14 protein-coding genes are annotated in these 17,453 nt (G+C 67.0%); 9 read left to right on the top strand and 5 right to left on the bottom strand.

Annotated elements, in window-relative coordinates:
* Positions 1-2: 2 nt before the first annotated feature.
* Positions 3-4,148 (bottom strand): YhdP family protein, encoded by a 4,146-nt coding sequence (locus QTH97_RS13995; protein WP_286568810.1) that lies wholly within the window; start codon positions 4,146-4,148, stop codon positions 3-5.
* Between the two features lie 25 nt (positions 4,149-4,173).
* Here QTH97_RS13995 and glnE point away from each other — a divergent pair, with 25 nt between their 5' ends.
* Together glnE and QTH97_RS13985 are read left to right on the top strand one after the other, a co-directional pair.
* A complete protein-coding gene (gene glnE / locus QTH97_RS13990; protein ID WP_286568809.1) occupies positions 4,174-6,960 on the top strand; it encodes a bifunctional [glutamate--ammonia ligase]-adenylyl-L-tyrosine phosphorylase/[glutamate--ammonia-ligase] adenylyltransferase in 2,787 nt (928 codons plus the stop codon).
* Positions 6,953-8,005: a septal ring lytic transglycosylase RlpA family protein gene (locus tag QTH97_RS13985; RefSeq protein ID WP_286568808.1), complete on the top strand. Its 1,053-nt coding sequence runs from the start codon at positions 6,953-6,955 to the stop codon at positions 8,003-8,005. Before glnE ends, QTH97_RS13985 begins: the two co-directional genes overlap by 8 nt.
* Before the next feature lie 133 nt (positions 8,006-8,138).
* Here the strand turns inward: QTH97_RS13985 and QTH97_RS13980 are convergent, their stop codons facing one another.
* Entirely contained in the window at positions 8,139-8,996 is an 858-nt protein-coding gene (locus QTH97_RS13980) for a ferritin family protein (protein WP_286568807.1), read from the bottom strand.
* Between the two features lie 129 nt (positions 8,997-9,125).
* On the opposite strand from QTH97_RS13980, the gene QTH97_RS13975 reads away from it, so the two are divergent.
* Complete coding sequence (locus QTH97_RS13975; protein ID WP_286568806.1) at positions 9,126-9,710, top strand: glutathione peroxidase; 585 nt, start codon at positions 9,126-9,128, stop codon at positions 9,708-9,710.
* A 317-nt stretch (positions 9,711-10,027) separates the two neighbouring features.
* Here the strand turns inward: QTH97_RS13975 and QTH97_RS13970 are convergent, their stop codons facing one another.
* On the bottom strand, positions 10,028-10,639 hold the full coding sequence (locus QTH97_RS13970) for a glutathione S-transferase N-terminal domain-containing protein (RefSeq protein WP_286568805.1): 612 nt from the start codon (positions 10,637-10,639) through the stop codon (positions 10,028-10,030).
* Positions 10,640-10,739: 100 nt separating this feature from the next.
* Between QTH97_RS13970 and QTH97_RS13965 the strand changes: the two genes are divergently transcribed.
* Genes QTH97_RS13965 through QTH97_RS13950 form a run of 4 tightly spaced genes read left to right on the top strand, consistent with a single transcriptional unit; the run spans position 10,740 to position 14,919 of the window.
* The gene (locus tag QTH97_RS13965) at positions 10,740-11,882 is read left to right on the top strand and encodes a YjgN family protein (protein WP_286568804.1); all 1,143 of its coding nucleotides are present in this window, start codon (positions 10,740-10,742) and stop codon (positions 11,880-11,882) included.
* Positions 11,879-12,943 carry a M48 family metallopeptidase gene (locus QTH97_RS13960; RefSeq protein ID WP_286568802.1) on the top strand — a complete coding sequence of 355 codons (1,065 nt, stop codon included), beginning with the start codon at positions 11,879-11,881 and terminating at the stop codon, positions 12,941-12,943. Before QTH97_RS13965 ends, QTH97_RS13960 begins: the two co-directional genes overlap by 4 nt.
* A gap of 36 nt (positions 12,944-12,979) precedes the next feature.
* Positions 12,980-14,359 (top strand): adenylosuccinate lyase, encoded by a 1,380-nt coding sequence (gene purB, locus QTH97_RS13955; RefSeq protein ID WP_286568800.1) that lies wholly within the window; start codon positions 12,980-12,982, stop codon positions 14,357-14,359.
* Complete coding sequence (locus tag QTH97_RS13950; protein WP_286568799.1) at positions 14,359-14,919, top strand: YaeQ family protein; 561 nt, start codon at positions 14,359-14,361, stop codon at positions 14,917-14,919. Before purB ends, QTH97_RS13950 begins: the two co-directional genes overlap by 1 nt.
* Positions 14,920-14,969: 50 nt before the next feature.
* Here QTH97_RS13950 and QTH97_RS13945 read toward each other — a convergent pair whose 3' ends face one another.
* Both QTH97_RS13945 and QTH97_RS13940 read right to left on the bottom strand, forming a co-directional pair.
* The gene (locus QTH97_RS13945; RefSeq protein ID WP_286568797.1) at positions 14,970-15,275 is read right to left on the bottom strand and encodes a putative signal transducing protein; all 306 of its coding nucleotides are present in this window, start codon (positions 15,273-15,275) and stop codon (positions 14,970-14,972) included.
* Positions 15,276-15,303: 28 nt separating this feature from the next.
* The gene (locus QTH97_RS13940; RefSeq protein ID WP_286568795.1) at positions 15,304-15,765 is read right to left on the bottom strand and encodes a DUF3717 domain-containing protein; all 462 of its coding nucleotides are present in this window, start codon (positions 15,763-15,765) and stop codon (positions 15,304-15,306) included.
* Positions 15,766-16,184: 419 nt separating this feature from the next.
* On the opposite strand from QTH97_RS13940, the gene QTH97_RS13935 reads away from it, so the two are divergent.
* A complete protein-coding gene (locus QTH97_RS13935; RefSeq protein ID WP_286568794.1) occupies positions 16,185-16,922 on the top strand; it encodes a TerC family protein in 738 nt (245 codons plus the stop codon).
* Between the two features lie 50 nt (positions 16,923-16,972).
* Positions 16,973-17,437 (top strand): hypothetical protein, encoded by a 465-nt coding sequence (locus tag QTH97_RS13930; RefSeq protein ID WP_286568793.1) that lies wholly within the window; start codon positions 16,973-16,975, stop codon positions 17,435-17,437.
* The last annotated feature ends 16 nt before the right edge of the window (positions 17,438-17,453 follow it).

The following is a 17,453-nucleotide window of genomic DNA, read 5'->3' as shown; positions in this document are numbered from 1 at the left end:
TTCTAGCGCAAGGTGGGCACGGCCGGCGGCGTGCCCAGCGCCTCGGGCGGCGTCGACCGTCGCGCGACCTTGGTGATCTTCGGGTCGGTCCAGGTGCCGTCGATCTGGAATTCCTGCGTGGCGGCGGCGATCAGCGGCCGGCTCAGCACCATCTGCGCGAGGAAGGCGCCGATGCCGATGGCCGGGTTGATCGCCGTCGCGACCAGTGCGGCCGTGCCGGCGCTGATCTCGGGCACCACGACGACGCGGATATTCTGCGTCTCGCGCGCGAGGTCCGCCGAGCCGTCCATCAGCACGGCGGCGTTCACGCCCTTCATCTGCAGGTTGTTGGTGGTCGCCACGCCCTGGTCGATCTTGACGTCGCCACGCAGGAAGTCGAAGGCGAAGCCCTGGCTGAAGATGTCGCGGAAGTCCAGCGTGAGCCGCCGCGGCAGGGCCTGGAGGCTGAGCACGCCGAGCAGCTTGGCCATGCCCGGGTCGGCCTTGAGGAACTGCCCCGATTCGATGTTGATCTGCAGTTGTCCGCCCAAGCTCGGGTAGTCGAGGGAGAAGGGCGATCCGGTCCACTGCACGTCGCCTTCGAGCCGGCCGCGGCCGCGCCGCACCACGTCCTTCATGCCGAAGCGCGTGAGCAGCGCGCCCGCGTCGGCGATCTCGAGCTTGAAATCCATGCTGGTGCGACGCTGGTCGCGTCCCGCCACCGGGGTGCTGCCGGGCGGCGCGGCCCAGGTGCCCTGCGCAGTGAAGGTCGCGTCCGGATTGATGAAGGCCAGCCGGTTGAGCCGCCATTCGCGACCGGCGCCGCCGCGATTGACCGCATCGATCTCGGCGCGCCCGAGACGATGCCCGAACAGCTCGAAGTCGTCGATGGCGATGTCGAGCGCGGGCAGGGTGCTGGGCTGCTCGTCCAGCAGCGATTCGACCGCCGTCGCCTCGCTGCGTGCGATCTTGAGCCGCGCAAGCCGGGCGTAGAGACGCCCCGCCTGGTCATGCCGGTATTCCGCGTAGCCGCTGAGTTCGGTGGCGTCGACGTTGGCGCGCCAGAGCTGGCCCTCGCGCGTGCCGCCGAGCACCACGTTGTGCAGGGTGCGGCCGCCCAGCACGAGTTCCTGCGCGCGCACTGCGATGATGGTGGGGAGGTAGGAAAGCACGTCGATCGCGCCATCCGTTGCGGCGGCTGTCTCCGGCGCCTTGCGGGTCGCCGAGCCGAAAGTCGACTGCCACGCACCCACGTCGAGCCGCGTGAACCGCAGGTTCGCGAACACGCCGCGCTCCGGCGGTGCCGCGGATTCCCCGGCCGCCAGGCCGATGCCTATGCCGCCGCGCAGCACGCGCGCTTCGGCGCCTGAGATGTCGCGCACATAGACCACCGACGCGACGCGGCCGAGATCGAGCGAGATCTGGTCGTGGAGCAGCGAGGGCGCCGACCCCGGCCGTGCCTCGCGCTGCACCAGCTTCTTCTCGACACGCAGCGGCATCGATTCGTCGGCAGTCTTGGCCAGCGGCGCGGGCAGTTCCAGCGCGAGCCCTTGCAGGGTGCTGGTGACCAGGAACTCGGTCGCACCGTCGCGCACCGAGAAGTTGAGCGCGTAGGGCGTGCTGCCGGTCGCCTTGCCGGCAAGTCGGGAAAGCCAGTCGACTTCACGCACGGCGCGCAGGCCGTCGGCGGTGGCCGTGCCCTGGACGCGGAAGTTCAGGTCCTGCGCGGCGCTGCCGAAGCGGCCGCTGCCTTCGACGCGCATCGCGCCGCCCAGCGCACGGGCCTGGACGCCCGCGAGCGAGAAGCCGCTTTCCGTGAAGCTCAACGTGCCCTTGGCCTGCGAGAGCGTCGGCGCCTGCGGCGAGAGCTGGACCTCGTTGTCGGACAGTGCCACGCTGGCCTGCACCTTGGATTTTTCCAGGGACGAGAGCGGGAGTTCGAGCCGGAGCTTGTAGTCGGCATTGCCGGTCGCGCGCATGGCCGCGAGGGTGGATTCGGCCTCGCCCGTCAGCGGCGCGCCGGCGTGGAGCAGTTCGTTGAGCGGCCCCTTGGCCTGGGCGTCGACCTTGAGCAGCGGCGCGTGGTGCGACATGTCGGCGATCTGCGCCTCGGCCTTCGTCACCTCGATGCCCGGCGCGCCGACGATGCGGCCGCGCGCATTGCGCACCAGCATGCCGGCGCGCTCGAAGACGAGCTCGCCGGAGAGGCCGTTCAGCGCTGGCCATGCCACCTTGTTGCCGAGCGTGGGAGGCACATAGGCAAAGGTGACGTCGGCGACCCGCGCGGCGATGCGGAAGTCGCCATGCTTCGGGTCCATGAAGGGCATGTCGTGCAGATCGCCCTTGACCTTGAAGTCGACGCTGCTCGCCGTGCCCTTGGTGACTGCATCGTGCACGTAGTCGCGGGTGTGCTTGGGGATGCTCAACGGCAGGTAGCGGTACACGCGTGTTCCGTCGGCACGCATGAGCTTGCCCTGGAGGTCGAGCACGCCCGGATGGCGCGAAGCGCTGCGCGACACGGCCGGGTCGCTCGTGCGCCAGCTGGCCTGTGCCTCACCCTCGGCATCGGCGTTGGAAAAGCGCAGGTTCGAGACCTGGAGTTGCGCCGCCTCGCCGTCGAGCTTCCACTGGAGCTGCGTGGAGAGCTGGTCGATCGGAACCACGGGCTCCTCGAACACGCCAGGCAGGTCCAGCGCCCCCTTTGCGATGGACAAGGACGCGCTGCCGCCGGCCTGGTTCGCTTCGAAGTCGATGGTGGCGCCGCGCACGCCGGGGGTTCCCACCGGCACGGGCGGTGGCTCCGGCGGCGCGGCCGGGCGCGGGCCCCCCCGGCCCGCGGCGGGCGCTTCGGCCACGGGCGGCGGGGCTGCGACATGCTCGCCGCGCTGCGAGGCGATGCCGAAATTGCTCATGCGGCCGCGGAGCTGGTACTTGTCGGGCGCGCCGGGGGAGCCTTGCCAGCTCGCGTCGATGTGTTCGACCAGTCCGTGCGGCTCGTAGGACTCGATGAGCTTGCGCGTGGCGTCGCCGAGCGGCAGGCGGTCGGCGATCAGCGCGATCGCGGCGAGATCGAGCCGGTCCGCGCGCACCGCGCCGCGTTCGGGCACGCGCTCCTTGGCGGGCGTGTGCTGGAACCACAGGTTGCCGCCAGGCCAGCGCATGCCATCGGAGGTGTCGAACTGCAGCTTGGTCGTCGAGAACTCCAGGGTCTGGTCCGTCATCTTCCCGGCGAGCCGCCCGGTGACGCCGCGCAGGACCAGCGGCTGCAGCCCCTTCGCCAGCGAAGCGTCGATCTTCGACAAGGCCAGGTCCACCACCCCGCCCGTCAGCCTGCCGTCGTCGATATCGGCCCAGATGCGCATGCCGCCGCTGCCTTCGCGAATCCGCGCGTCCAGATCCACGTAGCGGCCGAGCCGCGTGACGTCGATGTACGGCAGGTCGGCGTACAGCTGGCCGTCCCACGTGCGCCAGTTGCCGCTGCGCACCGACAGCAGCGGTTGGCGGAACTTGCCGCGCAAGGTGAAGCGCTCGCCCCACCCGGCCGGCGGCGTGGCGTCGAGCCGCATCGCGTGGCTCCGGCTGCCGTTGCGGGCGACGAACTGCACATTGGTCAGCAGCAAGGGGGTCGTCTTGCGAAGGTCATCGGTCCAGCGCACCGTGCCGCCCTCGACGACCACTTCGCGCTGGGCGAAGAACCAGTCGGCGCCGTCGCCTCCGCCGGTGGTGTCGGTGGACATGTCGAGCCCCGCCACATGGAGCTTGCCGAGCGCATCGCGCCGCACCTCGACCTGGGGCCCCTCTATATAGAGTTGCTCGAAGCTCAGCTTCCACAGCGATCGGGGCGAGACGCTGGCGACGACCCGCTCGAGCCGCAGCGCCGCCTGCTTGCCGGCGTCCTGCAGCACGACGTCGCGCAGTTCGACGGTGGGAAAGAAGCTGCCGGACCGGGCCGTGATCGACCCGATCAGGACCGGTACGCCGATGGCGCGAGAGGCCTGCGCTTCCAGCGCGACGCGGTACTCGCCGATTCGCGGCACAATCCAAATGTGTAGGACTAGGACTGACAGCGCCAGCAGGAGCCATGCACCGAGCAGCAAACCCAACAACCAGCGCGCCGTCACAGCGGTGATCTTGAGCAGACGTGAAGGGGAAGACGTCGTGTCGTTCATTGAGGATCGCGCTGTGGCAGGAATTATGACCGCCAGCTCCCATACGGGTTCCACCGACGCCAGCGCCACGGCGCATCGGTTGTCACCGGCATCCAACTTGCCCACGCCGCTATCGGCCTATTCGCGCTTCATGCAGCGCCTCAGGCGTCGCTATGCGGGCGAATTGTCTTTGCTGCCACCGGGTGAACCGGTGAAGGCGCACATGGCCGAAGCCTACGATGCCCTTCGCACGCGCGGGGACAATGTGGCGGATGCGCTGCGCACCGTGCGGCAGCTCGTGATGGAGCGGCTCATCACGCTCGATTGCGATGCGCAGGCACCGCTGGCCGTCGTGACCACGGCCGTGACCGAGCTCGCCGAATTCGCGCTCGACGTCGCATGCCGCGAGGCATGCGCCGAACTCGAGGCCGTGCATGGCGCTCCGCTCGGCGAGCAGGGCCAGCGCGCGCAACTCTGGGTCGTGGGCATGGGCAAGCTCGGTGCGCGCGAGCTCAATGTATCGAGCGACATCGATCTCATCTACCTGTACGACCACGACGGCGAAACCGCGGGCGATGGCGATGGGCGTGCGCGGCTGTCCAACCAGGAATTCTTCGCGCGCGCAGTCAAGCGCATCTACGCGCTGGTGGGCGACACCACCGAGCACGGCTTCGTGTTCCGCGTGGACCTGGCACTGCGGCCCAACGGCAATTCCGGGCCGAGCGTGGTTTCGCTCGATGCGCTGGAAGAGTATTTCCAGGTGCAGGGCCGGGAGTGGGAGCGTTTCGCCTGGCTCAAGAGCCGCGTCGTCGCGCCCTCTTCCGTCGTGGCCGACCGCTCGGCGCAGGCGCTGCGTGGCGTGGTGCTGCCCTTCGTCTTCCGGCGCTACCTCGACTACAACGTGTTCGATTCGCTGCGCACGCTGCATCGCCAGATCCGCGAGCAGGCGGCGCGCCGCAGCGCGGGCCGGCCCGAGCGCGCGAACGACGTCAAGCTCTCGCGCGGTGGCATCCGGGAGATCGAGTTCACCGTGCAGTTGCTGCAGGTGGTGCGAGGCGGGCAGTTTCCGGAGCTGCGCACGCGCCCTACGCTCGATGCGTTGCAGCGGCTCGCCCGCGCCAACCTCATGCCGCAGGAAACGGCGGATGCCTTGGCCGCGGCCTATGAATTCCTGCGCCGCGTGGAGCACCGCATCCAGTACCTGGACGACCAGCAGACCCACGTGCTGCCCGTCAACGACGACGACGTGCGCTGGATCTCGCAGTCGATGGGCTTCGCCGACTGCTGCGCCTTCCTGGCGCAGCTCGATGCGCATCGCGAATTCGTGGCACAGGAGTTCGACAAGCTGCTCGGCGGCAAGAAGCCCTGCACGAATTGCAACGGCAAGTCCCCGGCCGCGCCGGTGATCGATCTGGCCGACCTGATCGAGGAACTGCCGGAACCCTTCGCCGAACGCATCAAGGCCTGGTGCGACAACCCGCGCGTGCTGGCCCTGCGCGACGAAACGCGCGCGCGCCTGCGCCAACTGGTGCTGCGCACCGGCCAGTGGCTGCGCGAACCCGACAGCGAAGCGCCGGGCAAGGTCGGCCACCATGTCGACGCCGCGCTGCGCTGGGCCGACTGGATCGAGCCCCTGCTGCGCCGCGACAGCTACATCGCATTGCTGGTCGAGCGGCCGGCGGTGCAGGAGCGGCTGCTGCGCCTGCTGGGCTCCGCCAAGTGGCCCGCGCGCTACCTCATGCAGCATCCGGGCGTCATCGACGAGTTGGCCAGCGACGAGATGCTGTCCGGCCGCTTCGTCGCGGCCGAGTTCGAAAACGAACTCGAAAGCCGCCATGTCTCGCTGACTCGCACCGGCGAGGCCGATGAAGAGCGCCTGCTCAACCTGCTGCGCCACGCGCACCATGCGGAACTCTTCCGCACGCTGGCGCGCGACGTCGACGGCCGCATCACCGTCGAGCAGGTGGCCGACGACCTGAGCGCCCTGGCCGATTCGGTGCTGCGCGTCACGGCGCGCTGGTGCTGGCCGCACCTGCGCAACCCGCATCGGGAGCAGCCGCAGTTCGCGATCATCGGCTATGGCAAGCTCGGCGGCAAAGAGCTCGGTTACGGCAGCGACCTCGACATCGTGTTCGTGTACGACGACGACGACGAGCGCGCCGGCGAGGTCTACGCTGCCTACGTGCGCAAGCTGATCAACTGGCTCACGGTGAAGACACGCGAAGGCGACCTGTTCGAGATCGACACCGCGCTGCGCCCCAACGGCAACTCGGGCCTGCTCACGACCAGCTTCGAGGCCTACGAGAAATACCAGCTCGGCCGCGGCAGCAACACGGCATGGACCTGGGAGCACCAGGCCATGACCCGCGCGCGTTTCGTGCTGGGCGATGCGTCGCTGGGCGATCGCTTCGACCGCATTCGCGACGCGGTGATCACCGCGCCGCGGGATCGCGAGGCGCTCAAGGCCGAGATCGTCGCGATGCGCGAGAAGGTGCGCGCCGCACGGCCGGTCAAGCCCGAACGCTTCGACGTCAAGCACAGTGCAGGCGGCATGGTCGATGCGGAGTTCGCCGTGCAGTTCCTCGTGCTGTCGGAGGCGAAGACGCATCCGGAACTGATACCCAATGTCGGCAACATCGCCCTGCTGCTGCGTGCGGAGGCCGCACGCCTGCTGCCCGAGGGCATCGGCCAGAACGCGGCATCGGCCTATCGCGAGCTGCGGCGCGTCCAGCACCGCGCGCGGCTCAACGAAGAGCCCACGCAGGTGCCCATGGACTCGCTCGTGGCCGAGCGCGAGGCCATGCTGGCTTTGTGGAAGGCGGTGTTTGGCTAAGCGGGGCCTGTCTTCGCAACGCGCCCTCGCGTGCATCGCGGGTGCGACGCTCCTTTTCCTGGCAGGCTGTGCGAGCGGTCCGCGGGGTGGCCGCGACGGTGCCGACGCCAATCCGCCTTCGGGCCTCAGCCAGGTGCCGGATGCCGAGCCGCGCGTCGAGTCGATTCGCAGCAGCGGAGGCACGAGCAAGCCCTACGTCGTGCTCGGCAAGTCCTATGTGCCGATCGTCGACGACCGGCCTTTTCGCGAAGGCGGCCTCGCGTCCTGGTACGGCCGCAAGTTCCACAGCCAGTCCACCGCGAGCGGCGAGCCCTACGACATGTATGCAATGACGGCCGCCCACAAGACTTTGCCGCTGCCGAGCTATGTGCGCGTGCGCAATCCGGCCAACGGGCGCGAGGTGATCGTCCGGGTCAACGACCGAGGCCCTTTCCACGACGATCGCGTGATCGACCTGAGCTACACCGCGGCGCTCAAGCTGGACCTGTTGCGAGGCGTCGCGCCGGTCGAGATCGAACGCATCACCAACGAGGACATCCGCACCGGCGCATGGCGACGCGGCAACGTGGATGCGACGCAACTGGCGCAGCGTACGCAGCCTGCCGCATCCGCAGCCCCCGTCCCACCGGCCTCAGCCGCGGACAGCGTCTCCGTCCCCGCCGCCTGGACCGCCCCGGTCGCGGCGGTTCCGCGCATCGAGACGATGGAAGTCGTCGCACTCCCGCCGATGGCACCGCTCGCGGCGCCGGCAGCGCCGCCACCAGGCGCTTCACCACAGCCATCGTCCGAAGGCATCGCATCCGCCGCGCAGTCGGGATTCTGGGTTCAACTCGGCGCGTTCAGCCAACGCGATGGCGCCTCCAGGTTCCAGCAGCAAGTGGCACGCGACCTACCCGCCCTGGCGCCGTCCCTGAATGTATTTACCGAGCGCGGCACGCACCGCCTGCAAGCCGGCCCCTACGCGTCACGCGAACTGGCGCGCAACACGGCAGAGCAAGTCCGCAACGGCCTTCAACTGACGCCCGTCATCGTCGAACGCCGCTAGGTCGTTCACTCGCGAACGGCGCCCCCCATTCCAGAAACACCACGGAACCGGCTCCGCCGGGCCGCCGGTGTTGCCCCCGGCCAGGGGGCAGGCGAAGCGACACGAAGTGCGCGAAGCCTGGGGGCGAGCCTATTCAAGCGCCTTGGTATTCGGGCCTGGGCCCCAGGGAAGCCGCCAGTTCCTTGCGATAGCGGTTCAGCTCCTGCACGGTCTTGAAGCTCCTGTTCATCAGGAGGCTCAGGTTGTGCAGGATGCGATCGCCGACCTTGTTTTCCCAGACGGAGTCGAACTTGATCTGCTTGTCCAGCCAGTGCTCCAGCCAGTCCGGATCGGGCACGCGGCTCTGGATGGTGTCGTTCGGGAACAGCGCCTTGTTGACGTGCAGGTTGGTCGGATGCAGCGCCTGTGCGGTGCGGCGCGCGCTCGCCATCAGCACGCCGACCTTCGTGAAGGCCGAGCGGGCTTCGTCGCCGAACTTTTCCATCGCGCGCTTCATGTAGCGCAGGTAGGCACCGCCGTGGCGGGCTTCGTCCTGGCTGAGCGTGGTGTAGATGTGCTTGATCACCGGCTCGGTATGCCACTCGGCCGCACGGCGGTACCAGTGGTTGAGGCGGATCTCGCCGCAGAAGTGCAGCATCAGGGTTTCGAGCGGCGGCGCGGGATCGAAGTCGAAGCGCACTTCGTGCAGCTCCTGCTCGGTCGGCGCGTGCTCCGGGCTGAAGCGCTTGAGGTATTCCATCAGCACCAGGGAGTGCTTCTGCTCCTCGAAGAACCAGATCGACATGAACGCGGAAAAATCGCTGTCATGGCGGTTGTCGCGCAGGAACATTTCGGTGGCGGGCAGGGCCGCCCATTCCGTGATCGCGTTCATCTTGATGGTCTTGGCCTGCTCCTCGGAGAGCCGGGTCGCATCGAAAGACTGCCACGGAATATCCTTGTCCATGTCCCAACGGACGGATTCGAGTTGTCTGAAGAGTTCCGGGTACAGCATTAGTGTCTTTCTTGAGCCGACGGATTTTAGTCGGCTGGTTTGGCGCGCCTGTGACAAGGGTGCGCCGATGCGTATACGCTTGCCTTGACCGCGCGACTTCCTGCGCCTTTTTCAGAGGGAAAGACCGCCATGCGAATCCCCATCCGGCCAACAGTGCCATTTCTCCCGGCCGTTGCGATTTCGATCGCCTGCTTGCTTCCCTCCGCGGTCAGCGCGCAGACGGCTCCGCCGGGCTGCCCGGCCATCCTGCAACACACTTTCCCGAGGCTGCAGGACGAAAAGCCCCAGCCACTGTGCCAGTACGCAGGCAAGGTGGTGCTGGTGGTGAATACCGCGAGCTTTTGCGGATTCACGCCGCAGTACAAGGGCCTGGAGGCGCTCGACCGCAAATATCGCCCGCGCGGGTTGGTGGTGCTGGGTTTTCCTTCCAATGACTTTGCGCAGGAGGCGGGCTCCAACAAGGAAATCGCCGAATTCTGCGAAAGTACCTTCGGCGTCAAATTCCCGATGTTCGCGAAATCCTCGGTGCGAGGCGTCGACGCGAATCCGCTGTTCAAGGAGTTGGCGCACGTGTCGGGCACGACGCCGAAATGGAATTTCTACAAGTACCTGATCGGCCGCGACGGCAAGGTCATCGATTCGTATTCGAGCATGACGGCGCCGGACGATCGCTCCTTCGTGCGCGCGGTCGAAGCCGCGCTCGGTCCGAGCTGAGCCGCTCAAGACGTCACAAACGCTTACCACTGCCGCGGGAACCGGGCCGCTCAGGGTTCGCTCTTATGGGTTCGGGCATGGAAAGCCCGGCCGTTTTCATGTTGCGAGGTCTTCCCGGCATTCCCGTCGGGTTGAAATCCCGAGGCGATTCTTCTCCTCCTCCCTCCCTCCCTCCTTCGTCTTGGGGCGCCTCGCAACGTTTTTATTGCTCGGCTCCAGGCTGCGCGCACTTCGCGTCGCTTCGCCACCCCCTGACCCGGGGCGTTTCACGAAAAAAAGCCCCGCTCTGCGGGGCTTTTCTGTTGGCGCCGGGGTGTTCAGGGCGCGGTGTCGGCGAAGCTGGGGCGCAGCATGAGCTTGTCGTACAGGCGGGCCAGGTTGGTGTGGTCGGCACGCCAGTCGATCTCGGGGAAGCGGTGGCTGATCCAGCCGACTGCACAGCCGACCGCGATGTCGGACAGGCTCAGGTGGATGCCGCTGCAAAAGGGCTTGTCGCCCAGGCCCTTGGCCATGGCGGCGATGCCCGCGAGGACCTTGCCGCGCTGGCGGTCCATCCAGGCCTGGCTGCGTTCGCCGTCGCCGCGTTTCGCCCAGGTCGCTTCGAGACGCCAGAGCACGCCAGCGTCCATCACGCCGTCGGCCAGTGCTTCCCACGTCTTGACTTCGGCGCGTTCGCGGCTTTGCTGCGGAATCAGCTTGCCGACGGGCGACAGGGTGTCGAGATATTCGACGATCACGCGCGAATCGAACATCGCCTCGCTGCCGTCCATGATCAGGCAAGGCACCTTGCCGAGCGGATTGGCGCTGGAGATCGTGGTGTCGGCAGACCAGACGTCTTCGATCACGAACTGGTAGTCGAGCCGCTTCTCGGCCATGACCACGCGTACCTTGCGCACGTAAGGACTGGCAGCGGATCCGATCAGTTTCATGCGAGCTTTCCCCCCATCAGGGTCATCGTTGTAGCGCTTTGATTCTAGGGGAACGCGGCAGTGCAGAATCCACGCCCATCACCGACAAGATGGAGCGAAAGTGAATCTGGAATCCGGCGAACCCGGCGCGAGCGTCCCGCATCGCCATCCGATCGAATTCACGGCGACGGGCAGCGAATACTTTCGTATCTGGATCGTGAACCTGCTGCTGATCCTCGTCACGCTGGGCATCTATCTTCCCTGGGCCAAGGTTCGCAAGCTCAAGTACTTCTACAGCAACACCTGGGTTGGCGGCGACGCGCTGGACTTCCACGGCGAGCCGCGCAAGATGCTTCGCGGCACCCTGATCGCCGCCCTGTTCCTGGTCACCTACTCGGTCGGCAGCAACTTCTCCGGCTGGGCCGCGCTGCTGGCGGCGCTGGCCTTCGTGGCCCTGTGGCCGGCGCTGTTCCGCGCCGCCATGCGCTTCCGGCTGGCCAACACGAGCTGGCGCGGCTTGCGCTTCCGCTTTGCCGGCGACTTGCCCGGCGCGTATGCATGCCTGATGCCGCCGCTGGCCCTGGCATTGCTTCCCGTCGCCATCGCCGGCGCGATGGCACCGCGCGGCATGCCGCCCGCGGCATCCGGGTTGATCGGCGTGGCGATGCTGGCCTTCTTCGCGGGGCTGCCCTACTTCCTCTGGCGCGTGCGGCGCTATCAGCATGGCAACTACGCCATCGGCCAGTTGCAGACCCGCCTCGAAGCCGACGTGGGCGTGCTCTACGGAATCTTCATCAAGCTCATCGGCATCACGCTGCTGGCCGTGGTGGCCGCGGGCATCCTGATCGGCGCGTTCATCCTGGCCGGAAAACGCGCCGGTGGAGGCGTGGGATTCGTCGGGCTGTCCTTGGCTCTGGGATTCGCGGGCATCCTGCTGCTGAATATCCTGCCCAAGTCCTATCTCCAGGTGCGGCTCCAGAACCTGATCTGGTCCAAGACCGGCAACAGGGTGCTGCGATTCAAGAGCGGCCTGCTCCTGCCGGCCTATCTGCGCCTGCAATGCAAGAACTACCTGCTCATCATCCTGACGCTCGGGCTCTACTGGCCCTTCGCGGTGGTAAACACGCGGCGCGCACAGGTCGACGCTGTCGAGCTGCGCACGCGCATCTCGCTCGACGAGATCACGCAGGTGGCAGGACGCGAGGACCCCGGCGCCGCCGGCGACATGGCCGCGGACCTGTTCGGCCTGGACATAGGGATTTGAACGCCCTCGACGTCCGCTATTTCGACGGCTGCAGCAGCAAGCCGCATGCGGCGCGGCTGCGCGTGCAGGACGACGTCCTGACGGTCGCTCCCCTGCCGGGCGAGACGTTCCCGCCGTTGACGGTCTCCATCGCCCAGGTGCGCTGGCCCGAGCGGACCCGCCACGGAGGCCGCATCGCGCAACTGCCCCAGGGCGCCAGCGTGCAGGCGCTCGACACGTCCGCATGGGATGCCTGGGTGGCGCAGTTCGGCCGGGGCGACAGCTGGGTGGTTCGCGCCCAGCAGAGCTGGCGCGGCGTCGCCGTCGCCTTCGTGCTGCTGGTGGCGGCCGCCGCCGCGATGTACCAATGGGGCCTCCCGACGGTGGCGCGCGGTGTGACCGCGATGGTGCCGCCTCGCGTCGACGCGCTGATCGGCGTGCAAGTCCTCGAATCACTCGACCAGTCGCTGCTTCAGCCCAGCGCCCTCTCGCCGGCGGACCAGGAACGCATCCGCCAATCCTTCGCGCAGATGGTGCACACGGCCCATGCGGTCGATGCGCCGACGTGGACGCTCGAATTCCGGCGCAGCCGCGAGCAGGGCCGGCGACTGGGGCCCAATGCGCTGGCGCTGCCGGGGGGCATCATCGTGCTGACCGACGAGCTGGTCTCGCTGATGCCCGGCAACGATGACGCCGTGCTCGGCGTGCTCGCGCACGAGTTCGGCCATGTCCGCCAGCGCCACGCGATGCGGCAGCTCGTGCAGGTGTCTGCGATCGGCTTCGCGGCGTCGGTCGCCGTCGGCGACTACGGCACCCTGATCAGCAGCGCGCCAGTGGTGCTCGCCTCGCTCGGCTATTCCCGCGATGCGGAGCGCGAGGCGGACGCCGAGTCGCTGCGCCTGATGCGTGCCGCGGGCATCCCGCCCCGCGCGATGGTCTCGTTCTTCGAAGCCATCGAGCGCTGGCGCGACACGGCGCACGGCGGTGACCGGGGCGACGACGATCTCATCGGACTCGCCTTCTCCTCGCACCCGGCGACGGCGGAGCGGATGGCCTACTTCCGGGACGCGCCGGAGGACTGAAATTGCCTCCCGCGGGGCGCAACCTAAAATTCGCCCATGAGTTTCTCCACCGTCTCCGCACTTTCTCCCCTCGACGGCCGCTACGCGGCCAAGCTCTCGGCGCTGCGTCCGCTGATGAGCGAACAGGGCTACATGCACCGGCGGGTGCAGGTCGAGGTGGCGTGGTTCATCGCGCTCTCCGACTGCGGCTTTGCCGAATTCAAGCCCCTCACCGGGGGGGCACGCAAGTACCTCCTGGGCCTGGTATCCAACTTCTCCGAGGCCGACGCGGTCGCGATCAAGCAGATCGAGAAGACCACCAACCACGATGTGAAAGCCGTCGAGTACTGGATCAAGTCGAAGTTCGAGGCCCGTCCCGAGCTGCTCGCAGCCTCGGAGTTCGTGCATTTCGCCTGCACCAGCGAGGACATCAACAACACCAGCCATGCGCTGCAGATCCAGGCCGCGCGCGAAAAGGTGATGCTGCCCGCCATCGACGGCCTGATCGCGACCTTGCGCGACATGGCCGGCAAGTTCGCCGGCGTGTCGATGCTCTCGCGCACCCATGGACAGACCGCGAGCCCCACCACCGTGGGCAAGGAACTCGCCAACGTCGCCGTTCGCCTGGCCAAGGCACGCGAGCAGATCGCATCGGTGCAATTGCTGGGCAAGATGAACGGCGCCGTCGGCAACTACAACGCGCACATGGCCGCATGGCCCGACTTCGACTGGGAAGCCTTCAGCCGCAAGGTCGTCGAAACGCCGGCGCCGCTGGGCCTGGGGCTCACCTTCCAGCCCTACAGCATCCAGATCGAGCCGCACGACTACATGGCCGAGCTGTTCGACGCAGTGGCGCGCATCAACACCATCCTGATCGACTTCTCCCGCGACATCTGGGGCTACGTGAGCCTGGGCTATTTCAAGCAGCGCCTGAAGAAGGGCGAGATCGGCTCGTCGACGATGCCGCACAAGGTCAATCCGATCGACTTCGAGAACGCCGAAGGCAACCTGGGCCTGGCGAATGCCGTGCTGCGCCACCTCAGCGAGAAGCTCCCCATCAGCCGCTGGCAGCGCGACCTGACCGACAGCACCGTGCTGCGCAACATCGGCGTGGCATTCGGCTACGCAACGCTCGCCTACGCCAGCCTCGCGACGGGCATGGGCAAGCTCGAGCTGAACGAGGAGGCGCTGGCCACGGACCTCGACGCTTCGTGGGAAGTGCTCGCAGAGCCCATCCAGACGGTGATGCGGCGCTTTGGCGTGCAGGGCGCCTACGAGCAGTTGAAGGAAGTCACGCGCGGCAAGACCGTGACGGCCGAGGCGCTGCACGGGTTGATCCGCTCGCTCGACATTCCCGACGAGGAAAAGGAGCGCCTGCTGGCCATGACACCCGCCAGCTACATCGGCAAGGCTGCCGAACTGGCCCGGCGGGTCTGATGGCGCTCAAGTCCACGATCTTCAAAGCGAACCTGGCCGTCGCCGACATCGATCACAACTATTACGCCGACCATGCGCTGACGCTCGCGCGGCATCCCAGCGAGACCGACGAGCGGATGATGATCCGCCTGGCCGCGCTGGCGCTCAACGCGTACAAGCTGCAGGATGTGTGCAACGGCGACGGCACGCTGGCATTCGGCGCCGGCCTGTCGAACCCCGACGAGCCGGACGTGTGGCTGCGCGACTTCACCGGCGAGGTCAAGCTGTGGATCGAAGTCGGCCAGCCCGAAGACAAGCCCATCATCAAGGCATGCGGCAAGGCCGACGAAGTCATCGTCTACTGCTTCAACCATGCCGCCGAGATCTGGTGGCGCGGCATCGAGAACAAGCTGACCCGGCCGCAGAACCTCAGCGTCTTCCGCGTGCCAACGGCGGCGTCGCAGTCGCTGGCTGCGCTCGCGCAAAGATCGATGCAACTGCAAGCCACGATCCAGGAAGGCGCGCTGATGCTGGGCGACGGCACGCACAACATCGACATCGAGCCCGTACGCATGAAGTAGCTCGCCGCCAGGCTTGCGCACTTCGTCCAGCCGCGGTGTTGCAGGCCTTGTCAGGCCGTCGGCATCATCGCGCCGCACTTCCAGCACTGCTCGAATCCGCCTTCGACCAGTTCGCCGCAAACGCAATGCCAGCGGCGCTGGGGGCGATGACGCAGTTCGTGCAGCAGGCGCTCGGCGAGCGCGTGCTGCTCGTCGTCCTCCACCCAGATTTCGGGCAGGCACTGGTCGGGCGGCAGTTGCCCGGCCGCGGCGCCGAGATACTCGCGCTGGATGGAGGCCTCGACGCCATCCTCGCGCAGCGCATGCACCCACAGCGTCGCGATGGCCAGATTGGGAGCTTGCACGAGGCGGCGCATGGCGAAGGTCCCTCAGTCAGCCAGCCAATCAGTCCGACTTGTCCGATGCCGATTCGCCGGCATCGTCGTCGGGCCACACATGCTCGGCCTCGCGTGCGCGCTCCGCGTACTTGTTGAAGCGCCACGCACTGTCCTGCATGGTGATGCGGCGCCAAGTCGATCGCTTTTCGGCCGGCGACATCGCAGGCCAGTGCTGCACCTCGTCGAAGCTTCGGCCACAGCCCTTGCATTCGTCGTCGCCCTGGCTGGTGGAGCAGATCGCGATGCAGGGCGTGTCGGGGGTGCCGTGGTACCAGGTGAGCCACGCGGCCCACGCTTCGGATGGGAAGCCGACCTCGTCGACTTCATCCTCGTGATGAAACACCATCAGGGCGTAGACCTCGGCCAAGGCGCGCAACTCGGGCGCGAGGGTGATGCCGTCGGGCGAAGGTGTCCTGTCGCGCCAGAAGTTGATGGCGGCCTCGATGTCGGTGATGTGAATGGCGGCCATGGGAGGACGAAAAAATGCGAGCGGGCATCATAGTCCGGCAAAGTCCCGCAGCCGGCGAAGGAATTGTGTGCTCTCAAATACATAGCAACAATCGCCGCACAGACGCGGGATTCCAGCGCGTTTTTCTTAAAGAGCCCGCCACATCGGGTTGCCACGCGACGGTTTTCGATGCTCTAATCGCGCTCACGAAGGGGAGTAGCTCCCGTCCGCTTTCACGAGAGCGGGCATCGTCAGGTCGTCAATACGAAGCACAACACTTCCGGCCTTTCGGGCAGCCATCGCGCTGCCGAGCAAGACCTTCGATTTGAACCCATGCTGGTTTGATCGAAGCGATTGCAAGTTCCTCGAGGTTCCCCGATCCTCAGTCAGCCGCTTCATCCGAACCCGCAGGGGCTGATTCGAAACGAATGGAGGACTTTATGGAACTGTTGATGACCCCCGAGTTCTGGGTCGCTGTCGGTCAGATCATCATGATCGACATCTTGCTGGGTGGCGACAACGCCGTCGTGATCGCGTTGGCCTGCCGCAAGCTGCCGCCGGCACAACGCACCAAGGGCATCCTTTGGGGCACCGCGGGCGCAATCCTGCTTCGAGTGATCCTCATCTTCTTTGCGCTCACGCTGCTGGCCATCCCCTTCCTGAAGCTCGCCGGGGCAATCCTGCTGGTGTGGATCGGCATCAAGCTGCTGGCGCCCGAGCATGACGACGCGCACGGCAACATCACCGCGAGCGACAAGCTCTGGGCCGCCGTCAAGACCGTGATCGTGGCCGACCTCGTGATGAGCGTCGACAACGTGATCGCCATCGCAGGCGCCGCGCAAGGTGCCGGCGAAGGCCACCAGATGCCGCTCGTGATCTTCGGCCTGCTCGTGAGCATCCCGATCATCGTGTGGGGCAGCCAGCTCGTCATCAAGCTGATGGACCGCTTCCCGCTCATCATCACGCTCGGCGGCATGCTGCTGGGCTGGATCGCAGGCACCATGGCCGTGTCGGACCCGGCCGTTGCCAACGCAGCGGCGTGGACGTGGGTGCCGAAGCTGCCGCAAACCGATGTGGTTCGCTACGCTGCCGGCATCCTCGGTGCGCTGCTGGTGCTCGCCATCGGCAAGTGGGTCGCGGCACGCCGTCCCAAGCCTGCCGAGGCCGTGACTGCCTGATCTCCGACCCCATGACTCTGCCACTCCAACCAATGCAAGAAGGAGCACCTATGGAAAAGATCATTCTGTATGTCGACGATGCGGCCTATGCGCGCGAGTTTCTCGCCAAGGTCGTAGCGGACGCAGGCAGTGGCGGACCGCGGCAGTGGGTGCTGGTGGCTTGCGCGCCGCGCATGACGCACCGCATCAGCAAATGGGTGAGCCACAGCGCGCGCGAAAACTGGCGCGCCAAGTGGTTCGCCAAGGTGCAGGAGCAGGTGCTGCCGCTGCTGGCGCATGAAGGCGGGCAGGTCATCCCGGTTCTCGCGAAGGGACCGCTGACCGACCTGACCAAGCGGCTGAAGCTGGAGCACGGCGCGGCGCAGGTGGTCGATGCCCGTCGGCCCAAGATCGGGGTCGACCTCGAACCCGTGGCACCCGACGTGGCCCCGCCCGGGCAGTCGAGCTGGGCGCTGCCGGGCGCCGTCGTGGGAATGGGCGCTTTGCTCATGCTCGCCAACGAGTTGTCGGAATAGGTTCCCGCACTCGCCG

Source organism: Variovorax gracilis (assembly GCF_030317115.1).
Lineage (GTDB): Bacteria > Pseudomonadota > Gammaproteobacteria > Burkholderiales > Burkholderiaceae_C > Variovorax > Variovorax gracilis.
The sequence above is the reverse complement of the archived record's forward strand: the minus strand, read 5'-3'. Positions and strand labels throughout refer to the sequence as shown.